Below are 17,188 nucleotides of genomic sequence, written 5' to 3'. Positions count from 1 at the left end.
TAGGACCCCTTTAGGCCTTTATAGTATATGAGTGCAAATGCGTATCTTGCATCTACTGGATAAATTAAGGTCAAAGTGCACGCTGGCTTAGAACTTTTTAAAAGCTGGTAGTTATAAGCATACTCCGAATCTATAAGTCTTCTACATGTTATATAGATGATCAGCGACGAAACGCCACTGGAATATCAGGCCTCTGCTAAAGAGATAGTTAATATTATTGCCCAGGTACCTCAGGATGCTATCTGGGATTGGGACATTGTGTCAGGACGGATCTGGTGGAATGAGGGATTCAACAACCTGTTTGGGTACCGGGCTGACGATCTGAAACCGAGTTCAGAGTCGTGGTATAGCCATATTCACCCGGAGGATAAGGAGCGGGTGCGGAAGAGTATTACAGGGGCTGTAGAGCAGGGCGGAGCCGAGTGGTCCGAAGAGTACCGCTTCCGTCGGGCCGATGGCTCCTATGCCTACGTTTTTGATCGTGGCTTTACTGTTTGTGTGGATGAAAAGCCGGTCAGGATGGTAGGTTCTATTTCAGATATCTCCGGGCGGGTACAGTTGTGGAAAGCACAGCAGGAAAGCGAAGACTGGATGCGCATTGCACTGGATGCGGCCGAAATGGGTACCTGGACGTACGATCCGCGCACAGGAGTGGAAGTATGGGATGATCGTTGCCGGGAGATATTCGGAATACCCCGGAGTAGCGGCAATATCCAGTACGGGGAAACCATGAAGCAGGTACATCCGGACGACGTCGAGCGCTTATGGGAAACCGTACAGGCCGCTCTGGATCCCCTGACTGGCGGTAGCTACCACTCCGATCATCGGATTATCGATGCTACTACGGGTAGCGTCAAATGGGTGCGCAGCCGGGGCAAGGCCTTCTTTACAAGCGATGGATCCCCCTACCGTTTTGCGGGTACCATCATGGACATTACCGAGGAGAAACGCAAGGAGGCGGCTCTGGCCAATGTCGAGAAGAGGTTTCATGCTGGTTTTGATAATGCCTCACTGGGTATTGCCATATCAGATATAGGAGGAAAGTTTATCATGATTAATAAGGCCTTCTGTGAAATGGTAGGCTATACTCAGGAGGAACTCTATAAAGGCTGGTTTGCGGAAATAACGCATCCGGACGATCTGGCGGCCAGCCAGGCGCAGGTCCAGCGGCTGATGACGGGACAGACCGATTCCTTCTCTATGGAAAAACGCTACATTCATAAGGATGGGCGGGTGATCTGGGCTTCTATTCATAATACACTTGTCTACGATGAGGGTGGTAACCGGGATAGTTTCTTTGCCATTGTACAGGATATTACGGCGGAAGTAGCTCTGCGCGAGGAGCAGCGTAAGCTACTGGCTCTGGTCGAGAACAGCGTAGAACTGATGTCTATTCTGGAGCTGGACGGCCGCAACTCCTACATCAATAAGGCCGGCATGGATATGCTGGGATTTGAAACGGAAGAGCAGGTACTGCAGACCCCTATCTCAGAGCTACACGCACCGGAGCATTTTGATTTGGTGGAAAATGAGGTACTGCCATCTCTGATGAATAAAGGGCGCTGGTCAGGACGGATGCTGGTCCGCAATATCAAATCAGGTGAGATATTTCCCGTCTATAACAATACCGTCCGTATCGACGATCCTCTGACTGGCCAGCCACTGGCCATAGGAGCCGTTATGCGTGATATCCGGACCGAACTGGCTACGCAGGAGGCGCTGATCAAAAGTGAGGAGCGGTTCCGTAACATTGTGGCGCAGGCCCCCGTATCCATCGGGGTATTCAGGGGGAAGGAGATGACGATTGAATCGGCCAATGAACCTGCTCTATCGCTGTGGGGCAAAGGGCCCGAAATCCTGGGAAAACCTCTGCTGCAGGCTTTACCCGAATTGGAAGGGCAGGGATTTGTGGAGCTACTTGAAGAGGTCTCTACCACCGGAAGGCCTTTCTATGGCTATGAGATGCTTGCTCAGCTACACCGCAATGGCCAGCTGGAAGACTGTTATTTCAACTTTGTATATGCACCCCTGCGGGAGGCCGAAGATAAAATAACCGGGGTAATTAGTATAGGTACTGATGTAACGCAGCAGGTAAAGGCCAAGCGGGAGCTGGAAGAAAGCGAAAAGCGATTCCGCAACCTGATCCTGAACGCCCCCGTAGCCACCGCCATTTATGCAGGGCCTGATATGACTATTCAGCTGGCTAATGAGGCCATGCTACATTTATGGGGTAAGGATGAGTCGGCCATAGGCAAAAAGCTGGAAGAGGCCCTGCCGGAGCTGGAAGGGCAGCCCTTCATGAAGCTACTGCATCAGGTATATACGACCGGTATACCCTACCATGGTACCGAAGACCGTGCCGACCTGATCATAGATGGAAAGCTGCAGACCTTTTACTTCAACTATACCTATAAGCCTCTGCATGATGCCGACGGTAAGGTATACGCCATCCTGAACATGGCGCTGGACATTACGTACCAGGTAGTGGCCAAGCAGCAGTTGATGGATGTGGAGGAAAGCCTGCGTGAAGCTATAGAGCTCGCCGAGCTGGGTACCTGGAGTATCTATCCGCTTACGGGTAAAGTAGAGTGCTCAGAACGGGTGAAGGAATGGATAGGTATAACCGGAGAGCAGGTGACGATGGATGACATCTCCCTCAGTACCCACGAGCGCGACCGGCAGCGTACCAGCGAAGCTACCCAGCGGGAACTGAGCCCTACCGGAAGTGGTAAGTTGGACATTGAGTATGCCATTGTAAACCGGCTGACCGGGCAGGAGCGAGTAGTCCATACGCAGGCCCGGGCTTACTTCAACCAGCAGGGCGACATGTACCTGATACGGGGTACATCGCAGGATATTACGGTGCAGCGGTCTATCCAGCAGGAGCTGGAACGACAGGTGCAACAGCGTACTGAGCAGCTTCAGAAGTCCAACGCGTACCTGCTGCAGTCCAATCAGGAGCTCGAGCAGTATGCTTACGTAGCTTCGCATGACCTGCAGGAGCCTCTTCGCAAGATCCGTATCTTCTCCGATATGCTCAGCAATATGCAGGGCCTGCCGGATGAAGCAAAGCAGATTCTGACGAAGGTAATCAGCTCGTCGGAGCGGATGTCGTTGCTGATCAAAGACCTGCTCGAGTATTCAAGACTACTCAAGTCAGAGATAAAAGTACTGCCTACGCAGCTAAGAGATGTACTGGATAAAGTAATCGTGGACTTCGAGCTGACCATTGAAGAAAAAAAGGCCCGGTTTATTATTGGAGAGCTTCCTACCATAGAGGCCGTGCCGCTGCAGATCAATCAATTGTTTTACAACCTGCTTAATAATGCCCTCAAGTTTTCCAAAGAGGATGTACCACCGGTGATCACTATCAGCAGCAGAAGGCTTACCGCCCAGGAGGTACAGCAATATCAGTTACCTTATAAGCAGGTAGGCTACTACGATATTACTGTCGCGGATAACGGTATCGGCTTCAACACCGAGTACGCCGACCGCATCTTTGAAGTATTCAAGCGCCTACATACCCGTACGATCTATCCCGGCTCGGGCATTGGGCTGGCCCTGTGCCGCCGCATCGTTCAGAACCACCAGGGACACCTGTTCGCCGAATCACAGGAAAACGAAGGATCTGTATTTCACATCATCCTGCCCGTCAGACAGGTGCAGGAGTCGCCCGCATAAAGCACGGATGGTAGCCCCGCCTACCATCCGCCTTCCAGTCCCTGTTCCAGCGCCTGCTGGTACTTTTCCAGATTAAACCGATACAGATAAGGCGCTTTGTGCGCTACGCCGCTACGGCGTTCATCCAGCCGCTCCAGTATGTCATAGGCCAGTATCTTCCGCTGAAAATTACGCCGGTCCAGCTGCTTGCCCAGGATGGTTTCGTAGAGGCGCTGCAGCTCAGGCATCGTAAACTTCTCCGCCAGCAGGTTGTACCCAATAGGCTGATATGCCAGTTGCAGACGCAGGGCTTCCAGCGCCTTGTCCAGAATTTGTCTATGATCCTGCATCAGGGCAGGTACCTGCTGTAAGTCCCACCATTCACAGGCTTCGGAGTTGGTGTCCGGGCGGGGGGTAACCCGTGAATACTCGACCAGGGCATAAAAGCCAAGCGTAATGAACCGCTGCAGAAACCAGTGATTAGGGGCGAATGGAATCTGTCGCTGGCGAAGTAGCTTGGCGTTGAAATCCGGCTGGGAGCGATCAGGCTTGCCAAACAAGTGAAACTGGCGCAGGAATATATTGTCCAGTCCCGTTCGTAATTGCAGCACCCGGTTAGCGGCTTCTTCTACATCTTCATCTTTGAATACAAATCCTCCTGGCAAGGCCCACACATCGGCACCTTTCATCTTGAGCAGGAGTACGCGTAGCTGATTAGCATGAAAGCCGAATATGACGCAGTCTACCGAGAATCCAGGGTGAAATGTGCCCTGATCGTACTTAAGTATGTCTTCTTGTTCTTGATCCACGGGTCTAATTTTTTAATCTAAAAAATAATACTTATCCAATTTTAACTAATTATAATTAAAATGCGTACTTTGTGTCCAAGTTACGCAATGGTTGCTGGTGCTGTGTCATTTGCTAATTTACTATAATAACCTGTTCAGATTCAGTCTTTACTTTACCTTTCAAAGATCATGCAGAATAGAAGAGATTTTCTCAAAAATGCGGGAGCTCTGGCTCTGGGTGGCTTAGCTCTGCCTCACTTGTCCCAGGCGGCCGAATTAGTTGGGCTTAGTGCACCCAAACCTATTGGTATTCAGTTGTTCACACTGTTCCGCCCTATGAACGAAGATCCAAAGGGTACCCTGGAGAAGGTAGCAGCGGTAGGCTACAAGGAAATTGAGTCGGCCTTCAGTACGCGCGGAGGGTATTATGGGTACAAACCAAAGGAGTTCAAAGCACTCGTAGAGGATCTGGGCATGACCTGGAGAGCCCACCACGCCGGAGGGGCGCCCTTCCGTCGGCCTTCACCTCCTCCGGGAGCCGCCCCTGCGGGAGCATCCACTCCGGGACCCGCTGCTCCTGCGGGAGCCCCTGCGGCAGGAGCAAATGCGCCAGCAGGTACTAATCAGCAGCGCCCTATGAACATGCCTCCCATGCTCAACCTGCGTGACAACTACCAGCAACTGGTGGATGAGGCGGCCGAAGCCGGGCTATCGTACCTGGTATGTGCGAGTACGCCGGTAGCTACGCTGGATGAGATTAATAATTCTATTGAAGTATTTCAGAAGACAGGAGAAGCGGCGAAGAAAGCGGGTATTGGCTTTGCCTACCACAACCACGCGACGGAGTTTGATCCGGTCGAAAGCGCCGGTGGTAAAACGCCCTACGAGCTGATCCTGTCACAGACGGATAAGGATCTGGTAAAGATGGAGCTGGACTTGGCCTGGGCTACCAAGGCAGGCAAGGACCCGGTGGAGCTGTTTAAGCAGCAGCAGGGACGCTTCCCGCTCTGGCACGTCAAGGACATCAGGCAGGACCTCAAAACAATCACGGAAGTAGGTACGGGAGTAGTAGACTTTAAACGCATATTCGCCGCTGCTGATATAGCCGGTATGAAGTACTTCTTCGTGGAGCAGGATATGGCCCCCCAGCCTATCGAGAACATTACTACCAGCTACCAAAACCTGAGAAAAGTAGTAGTGTAGGGGGCTTTGCGCTGTAGGCTGTAAGCTATAGGTCATAAGCTTTTAAATCACCCTGGACCGTGTCTCCACGGTCCTTGCCAGCAGTACGTACTATTTGTGATATATATGAAAAAAACACTAATTCTCCTGGCGCTAAGTGGCCTGCTGACGACCACGCAGGTACACGCCCAGAAGTGGTCCGAAACCAAAACGGGCACCATTGCAACCGTCACCAACAAGGGAGGTCAGACCCTTGGCTACTCTACCACCTCCGGTGTGAAACTGCTGACTGTAGATGGCTTTGCCTTCAAAGACCTGAACAAGAACGGCAAGCTCGACAAATACGAGGACTGGCGCCTATCCGCGGACGTACGGGCCAAAGACCTGGCTTCGCGAATGTCTGTAGAGCAGATAGCCGGTTTGATGCTGTACAGCCGCCACCAGCCCATCCCGGCCGCCGCCGGTGGACCCTTTGCGGGTACCTACGGAGGAAAAGTATTCGCTCAGAGTGGCGCTCAGCCGTTTGACCTGTCGGACCAGCAGAAGGAGTTTCTAACCAAAGATAATCTGCGGCACATCCTGGTCACCTCTGTACAGAGCCCTGAGATAGCCGCGCAGTGGAATAACAACGTACAGGCCCTGGTGGAAGGTACCGGACTGGGTATTCCGGCCAATACCAGCTCAGACCCCCGCCACGGTACCCGCGCCGATGCTGAGTACAACGCGGGAGCCGGTGGTACTATCTCCATGTGGCCGGGCTCGCTGGGGCTGACGGCTACGTTTAATCCGGAGCTGGTGCGTCAGTTTGGGCAGATTGCCGCTACCGAGTACCGGGCGCTGGGAATTGCTACGGCTCTCTCTCCCCAGGTAGACCTAGCTACGGATCCCCGCTGGAACCGCGCGAGTGGTACCTTTGGTGAAGATCCGCTGCTGGCTACCGACATGGCCCGCGCCTACATCGACGGTTTCCAGACCTCCACGGGAGCGAAGGAAATCCGTAGCGGCTGGGGCTTCAACAGTGTCAATGCCATGGTGAAGCACTGGCCCGGTGGTGGCTCCGGCGAGGGCGGACGCGATGCGCACTACGGTTACGGCAAGTACGCGGTGTACCCCGGCAAAAACTTCAAGTCACACTTCCTGCCGTTTATCAATGGTGCTTTTAAACTGAATGGAAAAACGAGCATGGCGTCGGCCGTGATGCCTTACTATACCATCTCCCACGGCCAGGACGAAAAGTACGGCGAGAATGTGGGCAACAGCTACAACAAGTACATCATTGGCGATCTGTTGCGTGGCAAGTACGGCTATGATGGCGTAGTATGTACCGACTGGCTCGTAACGGGCGACGAAACGGCCGTAGACGTATTCCTGACTGGTAAGTCGTGGGGGGTAGAGAAGCTATCCGTAGGTGAGCGGCACTATAAAGCGCTGATGGCCGGTGTAGACCAGTACGGCGGAAACAACGAAATGGGACCAGTCATAGAGGCCTACCAGATGGGGGTGAAGGAGCATGGAGAGGCTAAAATGCGCGCACGTTTTGAGCAATCGGCGGTGCGGTTGCTGAAAAATATCTTCCGCGTAGGCCTGTTTGAAAATCCGTACCTCAATCCCGAAGAGACCAAAGCCACCGTAGGTAAGGCCGAGTACATGCAGGCGGGCTATCAGGCGCAGCTGAAGTCGGTGGTGATGCTGAAAAACAAGGCGAATGTACTGCCGCTGGCAAAGAACAAGACGGTGTATGTACCTAAGCGCTTCACTCCGGCTGGTCGTAACTTCCTGGGCATGGCTACGCCCGAAAAGCTGGACTACCCCGTGAACATGGAGATCGTAAAGAAGTACTTCAAGGTAACAGACAATCCCGACGAGGCCGACTATGCGCTGGTATTCATTGAAAGCCCTAACTCCGGTGGTGGCTACAACAGCGAAGAAGCCAAAGCGGGTGGTACCGGCTACGTGCCCATCAGCCTCCAGTACGGCGACTATACCGCTGAGGGAACCCGTGACCCAAGTATAGGTGGTGGCGATCCGCTGGAAACCTTCACCAACCGTACCTATAGGGGTAAATCTACGAAGACCATCAACAGCAGTGATCTGACTATGGTCACGGAGACAGCCGCTAAGATGAAAGGCAAGCCCGTTATCGTATCTATGAATATGTCCAACCCGGCGGTAGTGGGTGAATTTGAAAAACAGACCAATGCTCTGATGGTCAACTTTGGTGTGCAGGATCAGGCCCTGATGGATATCCTTACCGGAGCCAGCGAGCCCTCGGCGCTGCTGCCCATGCAGATGCCGGCAGACATGAAGACCGTGGAAGAGCAGTTTGAAGATGTACCGCGGGATATGAAACTGTACGTAGACTCAGAAGGAAATGCCTACGACTTTGGATTTGGGCTCAACTGGAAGGGTATTATTAAAGATACCCGTACTTCTAAGTACAAAAAAGCGGCTTTAACCTTAAAATAAACATGACTACACATCGCATTCTGACTGCTGCGGCCCTGCTGCTCTGCCTTTTAGCGACCCCTTTTACCAAAGTTACCGCGCAGGCAGCTAAAGGCAAGCAACCTACCTACGTACTGGTACACGGCGCCTGGGGCGGAAGCTGGTCCTTCAAGAAAGTGGACTCTATGCTCACAGCGCGCGGCTACAACGTGTACCGTCCCTCGCTCACGGGCCAGGGCGAGCGGGTACACCTGGCTTCACAGGATATCAACCTCACTACGCACATCAACGACGTGGTAAATGCCATCTTGTTCGAAGACTTGCACGACGTAATCCTGATGGGCCACAGCTACGGTGGCATGGTAGTGACCGGCGCAGCCGACCGCATACCCGATCGGATCAAGCGGCTGGTATACCTGGATGCGTTCGTACCCAACGACGGAGAGAGCGCGTTCAGTGCGCAGGGTAGCCCTGCTCAGAGCGAGGGGATACGGCGTATGGAGAAGGACGGCTTTCTGGTACCGGCCTGGGTGAAGGCTGATCAGAAGCCACCCAAGGATGTACCGCATCCGGTGAAAACGCTGACCGAACCCATCTCGCTGAAAAATGCGGCCGCGCGTCAGCTACCCGTTACCTACATCCTGACCGTAGATCCGGGTAAGAAGCCAGAGGAGGATGGGTTTTTCCGGTTTGCCCAGCGCGCTAAGGAGCGCGGCTGGAACTACATCGAGATGAGCGCCGACCACAACCCCCAGTGGTCGAAGCCCCAGGAGCTGGTAGAGTTGCTGGATAAAGCGAAGTAAGGTATTTCAGTAATAATAAAGCCCCGAACGCATCAGTACGTTCGGGGCTATTTGCTTTATACCCTCTTATAATCTTTGTCTTGTCTTTATTGGGTAATTTAGTTGTTTACATTTGTCCCAGATTTCTATTGACCTAATTCCAATTTAGCTGTGTAATGCTAGCTTTCGCCCTCACGGCCGAGCGGGCCTCGCCCTCTCAACGCCTCTGTATTTTACAGCTCTGCGCAAACCAGCCGCACATATAGCTGTAAAATAAGGTCGGCTTATGAGAGGGCTGATAGAGAACACATTGTTAATGTTTGGTAGCAATAATAGTCCAAGTTTAAAATTAACATCTCTATTACTAACAGGGTTATTCAACCAAGTTTACCAGCTCTCCCCTAAACCGACCTTAATCTTTTGGCATTTGTGCGTAGGGCTTGCGCAGGCCAAAAGATTACAGAGGTGTGGGGAGAGCGCCGCCCGCCCGGCGGAGGAGGGCCATAGCTGGCCCTGCCTTCGAATTCAGATTGCGAGCAAAAGTTTTACAAGCTGCCTAAATTCAATAACATTTCATCAAGGAATCACACTACCATTCGCCTTGAGGATCTTGTGGAAGAACAGGACGTGGTAGGGGAGAGAGTTTTCCCAGTAGTCCCAGGTATGGCCGCCGGGGCGCTCGATGTAGTCGTGAGGCGTCTTGTTGTACACCAGTCTGCGGTGCAGCTCACGGTTGGGCTCGATCAGAAAGTCATCTACGCCGCAGTCAATAATAATCCTTACATCGTTGGTCTTCATCTTCTCCGCCATGTACACTACTGAATGAGCGGCATACTGATCGGGCGTAGCCCCCTTGGGACCCAGGATACGCTCAAAGCCCGGTGCTATTTGCTTGGCAAACTCAGGGGTGATCTTCCAGGTATCCGCATTCAGGTCAAGGGCACCACTCATACTACCCGCCGCACAGTACAGCTCCGGGTGCCGCCCCGACAGGAACAAGGCCCCGTGGCCCCCCATGCTGAGGCCCGTAATGACGCGCCCCTTGCGGTCACGGATAGTGCGGTAGGTGCCATCAATCTTCTCTACCACCTCCTTGGTGATGTACGTTTCAAATTTGTTGTCCTTCTGAAACGGGCTGTCCAGGTAACCGCCGAGTCGTTCGCCTTCGGGTGTTACAATAATGAGGTTATACTGATCGGCCAGCTTATGAAGCAGCATTTTATCGGGCGTATTGGACAGCCAGTCGCTGAAGCGGCCACCGCCTCCGTGCAGCAGATACAGCACCGGGTAAGGTTTGCTGCTGTTAGCGTAGGAGGCAGGCAGTACCACCGCGGCCTTGTAGGTCTTGCCCATGGCGGCACTGGGTATATCCAGGGAGTCTACCTTGGCTCCGAAGGAAAGGTTAGACAAGCCCAGCAAGCACGCGACGAAAATAATCTGTACTAGTTTCATTTTTGATTAATTATTGAACAGTATGATTGGGTAAGAAATCCTACTTGAAGAGTACCTGAGCGTACTCGTTGAGGTACTGCCGCCAGTTGATCCAGGTGTGGCCGCCTTCGGTTTCTTTGTACTGGTACTTGATCTGGTTCTTGTCCAGCAGGGCTTTGGTCTTGTTGCTGGCATCCATCAGGAAGTCGTCCTTACCGATCTGTAGCAGAAACAGCTTCTTGTTTTTATTGAAGTTTGGATCTTTCAGTGCCTTGGCGTACTTGTTTTCGGCCACATCAATGGTAGGACCAAAGAAGCCGGAGCTCCACACGCCTACGTAGTTGAATAGGTCAGGATTGGAAAGGGCCACATCCAGTGTCTGCAGACCGCCCATGGACAGACCAGCAATGGCGCGGTTCTCGCGGCCGGGCAGGACACGGTAGGTCTTTTCTACGTAAGGCATTACCTCTTTGAGTAGTTCGGCCGAGTAGAGGTCTGTCATCTTGTTCATCCGTTCGTTCTGGGCGGTGCCAGCGGGGAAGGCCGAAGGAGGCATGCTACCGTTGGGCATCACCACGATCATGGGCTTCGCCTTTCCGGAAGCAATCAGGTTGTCCAGAATAAAGCTGGCGCGGCCAATGGAGTTCCAGCCCGAGTCGTCGTCACCACCACCGTGCAGGAGGTAGAACACGGGGTACTTCGTAGTGCCTTTCTCGTAACCCGGTGGTGTGTACACGTGCATGCGCCGCATCATATCCAGGTTCCCTGACTTGTACCATACCTGCCGTACTTCGCCGTGCGGTACAGCTGCATTTTCCTGAAAGGCATTTTCGGCACCCGGTACTATCATCACATTCTCGAGGCTGCTAATACCCTGCTTGATGACGGCATTCTTAGGGTCTACGGTACGTACCCCATCTACCATCAGGGTATAGGTATAGTAGTCGGGGCGAAGCGGCCCGGTAGTGACCGACCATACGCCACTTTCGCCTTTGGTAAGGGAGAGGGGCTTGCCGGGGTTAAAATCACCGAAAACAGTTACCTCACTCGCTTTGGGCGCGTAGATACTGATGGTCGCTTTTTTGTCAGCCGATATCCGGGGCGACTGCAGCGTATCGTTGGGCGTAGGCTGCCGCTGCTGGCCCTGGGCCATAGCCTGCGGGGCCGTTACAAGAGCCACTGCGGAAAGTCCGAGGGCTAAGGTTAGTGTACTTTTCAGTTTCATGTTGGAATAGGATTGAAAGGTAATTTTTTGGTACCGCCCGGCAGCGGCCGACCGCCGCTGGGGCTATGTTCAATGGACTAACTTAGCTAGCTACAAATACTCATACACTTTAAACTCATAGACTCATATACTACTTCATACCGCTCCGCCACAGATTGGGCAGGAACTGGTAGTAGAGCAGGTGCCGCCAGGTACCCCAGTCGTGCGAGCCGTCGCCACCAACGTAGTACTGGTGTTTTACCTTATGCTTTTCCAGTGCCTCGTTCAGGGCTACAGTGCGCTTGCCGATGGTCTCTACTTCACCGGTACCCTGGCCTACGAACAGGTAATCTACTTTTTTATTCACATCTGGATCATTCAGGAAAGCAGCGCTGGTTTTCTCGGTATCCACATCGCCCGCACTCAGCACACCAAATGAGCTGAACAGGTCCAGGTTCTTAAAGCCTACGAATTGGGTATGTCGACCACCCATGGAGAGTCCGGCTAGGGCACGTCCCTTACGGTCGGTGCGGGTACTGTACGTTTTGTCCACGAATGGTACGATGTGCTTTTTGAGCTCTTCCTCGAACAGATCAAACGTAAGCTCGGTATGCTTCGGGTCGTTGCGGTGGATGACCTGGTTGTTGGGCATCGCTATGATCATGGGTACCGCTTTGCCTTCGGCCAGGAGGTTGTCCATTATAAAATTAGCGCGTCCGTCGAGGCTCCAGCCAGAGGCCAGCTCGCCGCTGCCACCCAGCAGGTACAACACCGGGTACCTCTTTTTGGGATCGTAGCCGGGAGGGGTATACACATACATCTCCCGCTCGCCACCCAGTACATCGGAGTGGTAGATGTGGCGGGTAACGGAGCCATGGGGTACCGGTTTGGCATCGTAGTAAGCCGGGCCACTACCGTGTACCACCAGATTACTCCAGCCGGGCTGATCGGCGAAACCGGTGAGGGTATTATTAGGGTCGGGTACCGTGACACCGTCAATGATAAATTTATATACGTAGATGTCCGGTTTAACCGGCCCCACCTTCAGCGTCCAGATACCATCGTTGCCTCTCTTAAAAGGGACCGGCGCATTGGCTTTGAGTGCCAGCAGCATGGGACCGCCTGTCAGGGCTACCGAGTTAGCGTCTGGTGCTTTGAGCCGGAAGGTTACGGTCTGGTCATCGTGTACTTCGGGCGAAATGACACTGGCTCCGAAGGGAAGCAGGTTCCGGTCGTTCTTCTGCGGATTCCAGTCCAGGTTGACGTGGGCCTGCTGCGCCTGTACCAGATGAGCGCCAGCCAGTACCAATAGAGCGGGAAGTACTTTGCGGATAGATTTTTTCATAGGAATGGGCAGGAACTTAGCTTTGTGTCAAATTTACAAAAAGATTTGAGCTGCAATAGCTACCCGCGTTATTTTATAAAAATATTTTGATAAAGTATAATGATTGAAGGCCAGTAGACTTGGCTATTGCAGGAGAAGGTAGTAATCTCACAACATTTAAGAGCATCATTTAGTAAAATACTGTATATCTGCTATTGATCACGGCAAAGCTTTTGCAGATATTGTTATCAACAAACTATTCTTTCTACTACTTAATTGATAAATGGTACTACTATGACGCGAGGATGGTATTTTGGTCTACTCATTGGAGGCGCTGTTGCTTTGGGCTTAGCCTCTCTTATGGTACCGGAAGAGTATTCAGAAGAGGTGATGAAGACAGGCGGGAGGTTAGGTATCTTAGTCTTCATTCCATTACTGGCTTTCCTGCGAATGCGTTATATAGGAATGTCCTGGAAAGAGATAGTGCTTTCTTTTATTCCATTCCATGGAATAAAATATCGTAGCAAAAAGCTTTTCTATGACAAAAAGACGGAAACTAAATAAAAAGGTACCCAAGGAGGACCCAGCTGATAGGTTAGGATTCCTGCTATTCCAGTTTAAAACAACAAGCCCGCTCAGAGACATCTGAACGGGCTTGTTGTTTTAAATAAGCTATTTGTGACTACTGTTGCTGACCGTTGGTGGCTTTTTTCAGCGCCTGAGTAGTCGTGTAGTACTTGGAGAGCATGTTAGGTACTTCCCACTCGGGCAGTTTGCCTTCCTTAAGGTACTCCATGTACTTCTGAGCTACCTGTGAGAAGTGCGCTTCGTGACCTACATCGTACTTTTGGGGAATGGTTACTTCCCAGCCCTGCTGGGTTTTCTTCAGCTCTATACCTGGATATTTATCCTGTGCTTTGGCAAAGTTAGTCTTCAGCGTCTGCTCGAAGTTGGCGTCAGAACCAATAGGCTCGATGTATAAGACAGGCTTGTAGTTCTGCTCCTTGCCCTGGCGGATGATGAGGTTGGCTTTGGAACCACGCATGATGGAGTAGTGGGTGTCGCCGGTACCTTCGGGAGCTTCAAAGTCCCACTTTACCAGTACTTTGGCGTGTACTCCTTTAAGTGTGTAGTTCATCTCCCCGTTGGAGTATACCTGCAGGGTGCTGTCCTTCACATCTTTATTTAGATAAGCTGGATATTCATTGAGCTTGGTGACCTTCCTGAACTGGCTTGGCGTCATGGCAGTAGGCCAGCGGCGGGACGAAAGGATTTGGATGTCCTTCTGGTAGTCAAGCGGCGTTTCGGGGAAACTGGCCCACTGCACCAGGTCTACCAAGTGGGTGGTTACGTCAACGATACCTTCGCCCTGCTGGGTTACGTCGAAGAACCAGGCCGGACGTACAATGGGATCGCCTGAAATATACTTGAAAATATGGTGTACACTTTCCTTCACCACGGCCGGCTCCTGAGGGGTACCCTTCTGCAGCTGTCCGAATATCTCCGGCATATTGGCCAGATCTCTTTGCAGGGCATTGGTGATTTCGTACCGCTCCGTCATGATATCGTAGAGCAGCACGTTATTCTTTTCAGCGCTGGCGAAAGCCTCTTTCAGTAGCTCGAAGCCTTCGGCATTAATGGCCATAGGTTTATCCGCCAGAACGTTCAGTTTGGCATCTACCGCCCGCTTGATGTAGCTGGTCTTCTTCTGGTTGTTTCCGGCCAGTACTACGATGTTGCCCGGCTTTTGTTCCAGCATTTTTTCCACGTAGTCGGAGCCGGTATAGGTTTTCTCCTCCCACTTGGTCGGATCTTCGGGCCGGGCATTGTACTTATCGATCTTGTCCAGATATGATTTTACATCGGGACCTTCGGGGGCATACACATGTACCACCGGACTCATCCCTTCGTACATGTACTTCTGCACCAGGGCCGCGTGGAAATGGCCGGGATCTACCACCATGAGCCCAAGCTGCTGATTGGAACTTTCGGTTGATTTCATGGTCTGGCATCCCTGTCCTGCTATAAGAGCCGTAGCGAGGAGGGAGGGGAGTAGGGATTTAATTTTCATATTATAATATCATGGTATTCAGATAACTATTGAAAGCTTATAGCATTATATTTCCGCTTAGGCTCTGCTTACTTTCGCCCTCACGGCCGGGCTGGCCCCGCCTTCCCAACACCACTTGATATAAATAGCCCTGCTCATACCAGCCGCACACTGGCCATTTATATAGGTGGTTTATGGGAAGGCTGATAATTTTGAAAAGGGAATTAAGTTTATTTTAAATTTAACTCTCTGATTCTAACGAGAAGGCGGCCCCCTTAGTCAAAAGCTTGGCGCTGTCAGCGTCAATGAATAGCGTGGCGTCCGGGTGCATCCTCAGAATAGTAGACGGAAACTCGGCACTGATTCCCCCACAAAGTGTATTGAAAATAGCATCGGCCTTGCTGGGACCGGGCACCATGCAGTACACGTGGCTGCCCGACATCAGGGCGGGTACTGTGAGCGTCAGGGCGTAGTTGGGTACCTCGTCCAACCCTTCAAAACAGCCGTCATTCACCTGTTGCTGGCGGCAGGCCAGGTCCAGATCTACCACCTTTACCCAGTGCGGATCCTCGAAATCAGCTACGTGCGGATCGTTGAAGGCAATGTGGCAGTTTTCACCGATTCCCATGCACACAATGTCGACCGGGTGCTGGTGCAGCAGCTTGGTATAGCGGTAGCACTCGGTCTCGGGATCTTCGGCGTTGCCGTTGAGGTAATGTACCGCCCGGAAAGGGACCCTGTCAAACAGCCGGGTCCGCAGGAACTGCCCAAAACCCTGAGGGGCATCGGACGGTAACCCGATGTACTCATCCATATGAAAGGCGGTGACTCTACCCCAGTCGATGCCTTCTTCCTCAGTAAGGGCGGCCAGAAACTCGTTCTGAGAAGGAGCGGCGGCAAATATCATATTTACATAGCTCCGTGTCTGCAGCAGTTCTCTTAGCTTGTTTCCTACCATGCGGGCCGCATCCTGACCCATCAGCATCCGGTTATCAAATTTCTTAATGTTCAGAGTATCTGCTTTTGCTGTTTCCATCATCAATGTAGTTGTCAGTTAAAGGGTGGAAGTATAGGGTGTGGTGGGGTCGGGTAGAAGTTTCTATGCTGTGCTAACTTATTAGCTCGACAGCATTTCTCTGGTATACGACCTTACCCATGACCATGGTAGTATCTATGGTTATATTCTCATCAAAAATGACCAGATCCGCATCCTTGCCCGCCAGCAAAGAGCCTTTGCGACTATCAACTCCCATGATACGGGCGGGAGTAGCTGTGATCATCCGTACGGCATCCAGCAGCGGTATATCGGCCTGCTGCACCATAGTACGTACCAGGCGGTCGGCGGTGGCTACGCTACCGGCAAAGGCGGTACGGTCGGGGAGTTTGGCAACGCCATCTTCCACGATGACTTTGAGGCCATTCTGCAGGGAGCCCAGGGTACTTTCGCCGGGCGGCATACCGGCCGCGCGCATGGCATCGGTAATTAGGACCGTACGATCAGGCCCTTTGATCTTGTAGACGAGCTTCAGCAGAGGCGGGGGCAGGTGTACGCCATCGGCTATGATCTCTACATCCATTTCCTCAATCAGAAAGGCCGCCTCTACCGCGCCCGCGTAGCGGAAAGCGTTGCGTCGCGTGACGCCCAGCATAGCCGAATACAGGTGCGTAGCCAGATTATAGCCGTGCTCAAAGGCTTCCAGTACCTCGTCGTACACTGCATCGGTATGGGCCAGAGCGGCGAGTACACCCCGTGAACGAAGGTACCTGCCGAACTCAATGGCACCCGGTCGCTCAGGCGCGGCGCTCCAGCGCAGGATGGACGAGGAGTGGCTGAGTACTTCGCGGTACTCGGCGGGGTCCGGGTCGCGGATGTAGCGCGGGTCCTGCGCGCCTCGCTGGTTCAGGGCGAAGTAAGGGCCTTCCAGGTGCATCCCCAGTAGCTGGGCTCCGGCTGTATTTGCCTTCTTCGCCTGTTCAAAAATATCGAGCGTTCGTAGCAGGTCTTCTTTTTCGCTGGTAAGGGTGGTAGGTACCATGGCGGTAGTGCCGTACTGAGCGTGCAGCTCAGCTATCTTCAGGAATGCCTCTTCGCTGCCATCCATGAAGTCATACCCGCCACCGCCGTGGATATGGATATCTATGAAGCCTGGTGCTACGTACTTACCTGCCGCGTCAATCTCAATAGCCTCCGGTATGTCTATATCCCGGTCGCTTATATCGGTGATGGTACCATCGGTAACCACTACGGTACCTCCGCGTATGGTGCGGTAGGGAGTGAGTAGGGTACCATTCGTGATTTTTATCGGCTTCATTCCAATTATA

Annotated in this window: 12 protein-coding genes; 5 read left to right on the top strand and 7 right to left on the bottom strand. The window is 52.5% G+C overall.

The genetic code is table 11. From position 1 onward, the window contains the following. The first annotated feature begins 156 nt into the window (after positions 1-156). Complete coding sequence (locus JTN23_RS22630) at positions 157-3,681, top strand: PAS domain S-box protein (RefSeq protein WP_247237352.1); 3,525 nt, start codon at positions 157-159, stop codon at positions 3,679-3,681. A 20-nt stretch (positions 3,682-3,701) separates the two neighbouring features. On the opposite strand, the gene JTN23_RS25955 is transcribed toward JTN23_RS22630, so the two are convergent. Then, positions 3,702-4,469 (bottom strand): NUDIX hydrolase, encoded by a 768-nt coding sequence (locus tag JTN23_RS25955; RefSeq protein WP_247237351.1) that lies wholly within the window; start codon positions 4,467-4,469, stop codon positions 3,702-3,704. A gap of 168 nt (positions 4,470-4,637) precedes the next feature. Here JTN23_RS25955 and JTN23_RS22620 point away from each other — a divergent pair, with 168 nt between their 5' ends. From JTN23_RS22620 to JTN23_RS22610, 3 genes are all read left to right on the top strand, one after another. After that, positions 4,638-5,651 (top strand): sugar phosphate isomerase/epimerase family protein, encoded by a 1,014-nt coding sequence (locus tag JTN23_RS22620; RefSeq protein ID WP_247237350.1) that lies wholly within the window; start codon positions 4,638-4,640, stop codon positions 5,649-5,651. Positions 5,652-5,756: 105 nt separating this feature from the next. Further along, the gene (locus JTN23_RS22615) at positions 5,757-8,096 is read left to right on the top strand and encodes a glycoside hydrolase family 3 protein (protein ID WP_247237349.1); all 2,340 of its coding nucleotides are present in this window, start codon (positions 5,757-5,759) and stop codon (positions 8,094-8,096) included. 2 nt (positions 8,097-8,098) lie between these two features. Next, entirely contained in the window at positions 8,099-8,878 is a 780-nt protein-coding gene (locus JTN23_RS22610; protein WP_247237348.1) for an alpha/beta fold hydrolase, read from the top strand. Positions 8,879-9,433: 555 nt separating this feature from the next. Here the strand turns inward: JTN23_RS22610 and JTN23_RS22605 are convergent. The 3 genes from JTN23_RS22605 to JTN23_RS22595 form a co-directional block, all read right to left on the bottom strand. After that, a complete protein-coding gene (locus JTN23_RS22605; RefSeq protein WP_247237347.1) occupies positions 9,434-10,309 on the bottom strand; it encodes an alpha/beta hydrolase in 876 nt (291 codons plus the stop codon). Between the two features lie 40 nt (positions 10,310-10,349). Beyond that, a complete protein-coding gene (locus tag JTN23_RS22600) occupies positions 10,350-11,513 on the bottom strand; it encodes an esterase (RefSeq protein WP_247237345.1) in 1,164 nt (387 codons plus the stop codon). 130 nt (positions 11,514-11,643) lie between these two features. Further along, entirely contained in the window at positions 11,644-12,837 is a 1,194-nt protein-coding gene (locus JTN23_RS22595) for an esterase (RefSeq protein WP_247237344.1), read from the bottom strand. Between the two features lie 273 nt (positions 12,838-13,110). Here JTN23_RS22595 and JTN23_RS22590 point away from each other — a divergent pair, with 273 nt between their 5' ends. After that, entirely contained in the window at positions 13,111-13,380 is a 270-nt protein-coding gene (locus JTN23_RS22590; RefSeq protein WP_247237343.1) for a hypothetical protein, read from the top strand. Between the two features lie 118 nt (positions 13,381-13,498). Here the strand turns inward: JTN23_RS22590 and JTN23_RS22585 are convergent, their stop codons facing one another. The 3 genes from JTN23_RS22585 to nagA form a co-directional block, all read right to left on the bottom strand. Beyond that, entirely contained in the window at positions 13,499-14,887 is a 1,389-nt protein-coding gene (locus tag JTN23_RS22585) for a putative oxidoreductase C-terminal domain-containing protein (RefSeq protein WP_247237342.1), read from the bottom strand. 220 nt (positions 14,888-15,107) lie between these two features. After that, positions 15,108-15,905 (bottom strand): glucosamine-6-phosphate deaminase, encoded by a 798-nt coding sequence (locus JTN23_RS22580; protein ID WP_247237341.1) that lies wholly within the window; start codon positions 15,903-15,905, stop codon positions 15,108-15,110. 70 nt (positions 15,906-15,975) lie between these two features. After that, positions 15,976-17,178 carry an N-acetylglucosamine-6-phosphate deacetylase gene (gene nagA / locus JTN23_RS22575; RefSeq protein ID WP_247237340.1) on the bottom strand — a complete coding sequence of 401 codons (1,203 nt, stop codon included), beginning with the start codon at positions 17,176-17,178 and terminating at the stop codon, positions 15,976-15,978. Positions 17,179-17,188: the final 10 nt, after the last annotated feature.

Origin of the sequence: Telluribacter roseus (assembly GCF_017355915.2) — a bacterium.
Lineage (GTDB): Bacteria > Bacteroidota > Bacteroidia > Cytophagales > Spirosomataceae > Telluribacter.
This window is presented reverse-complemented; position numbering and strand designations above follow the sequence as displayed.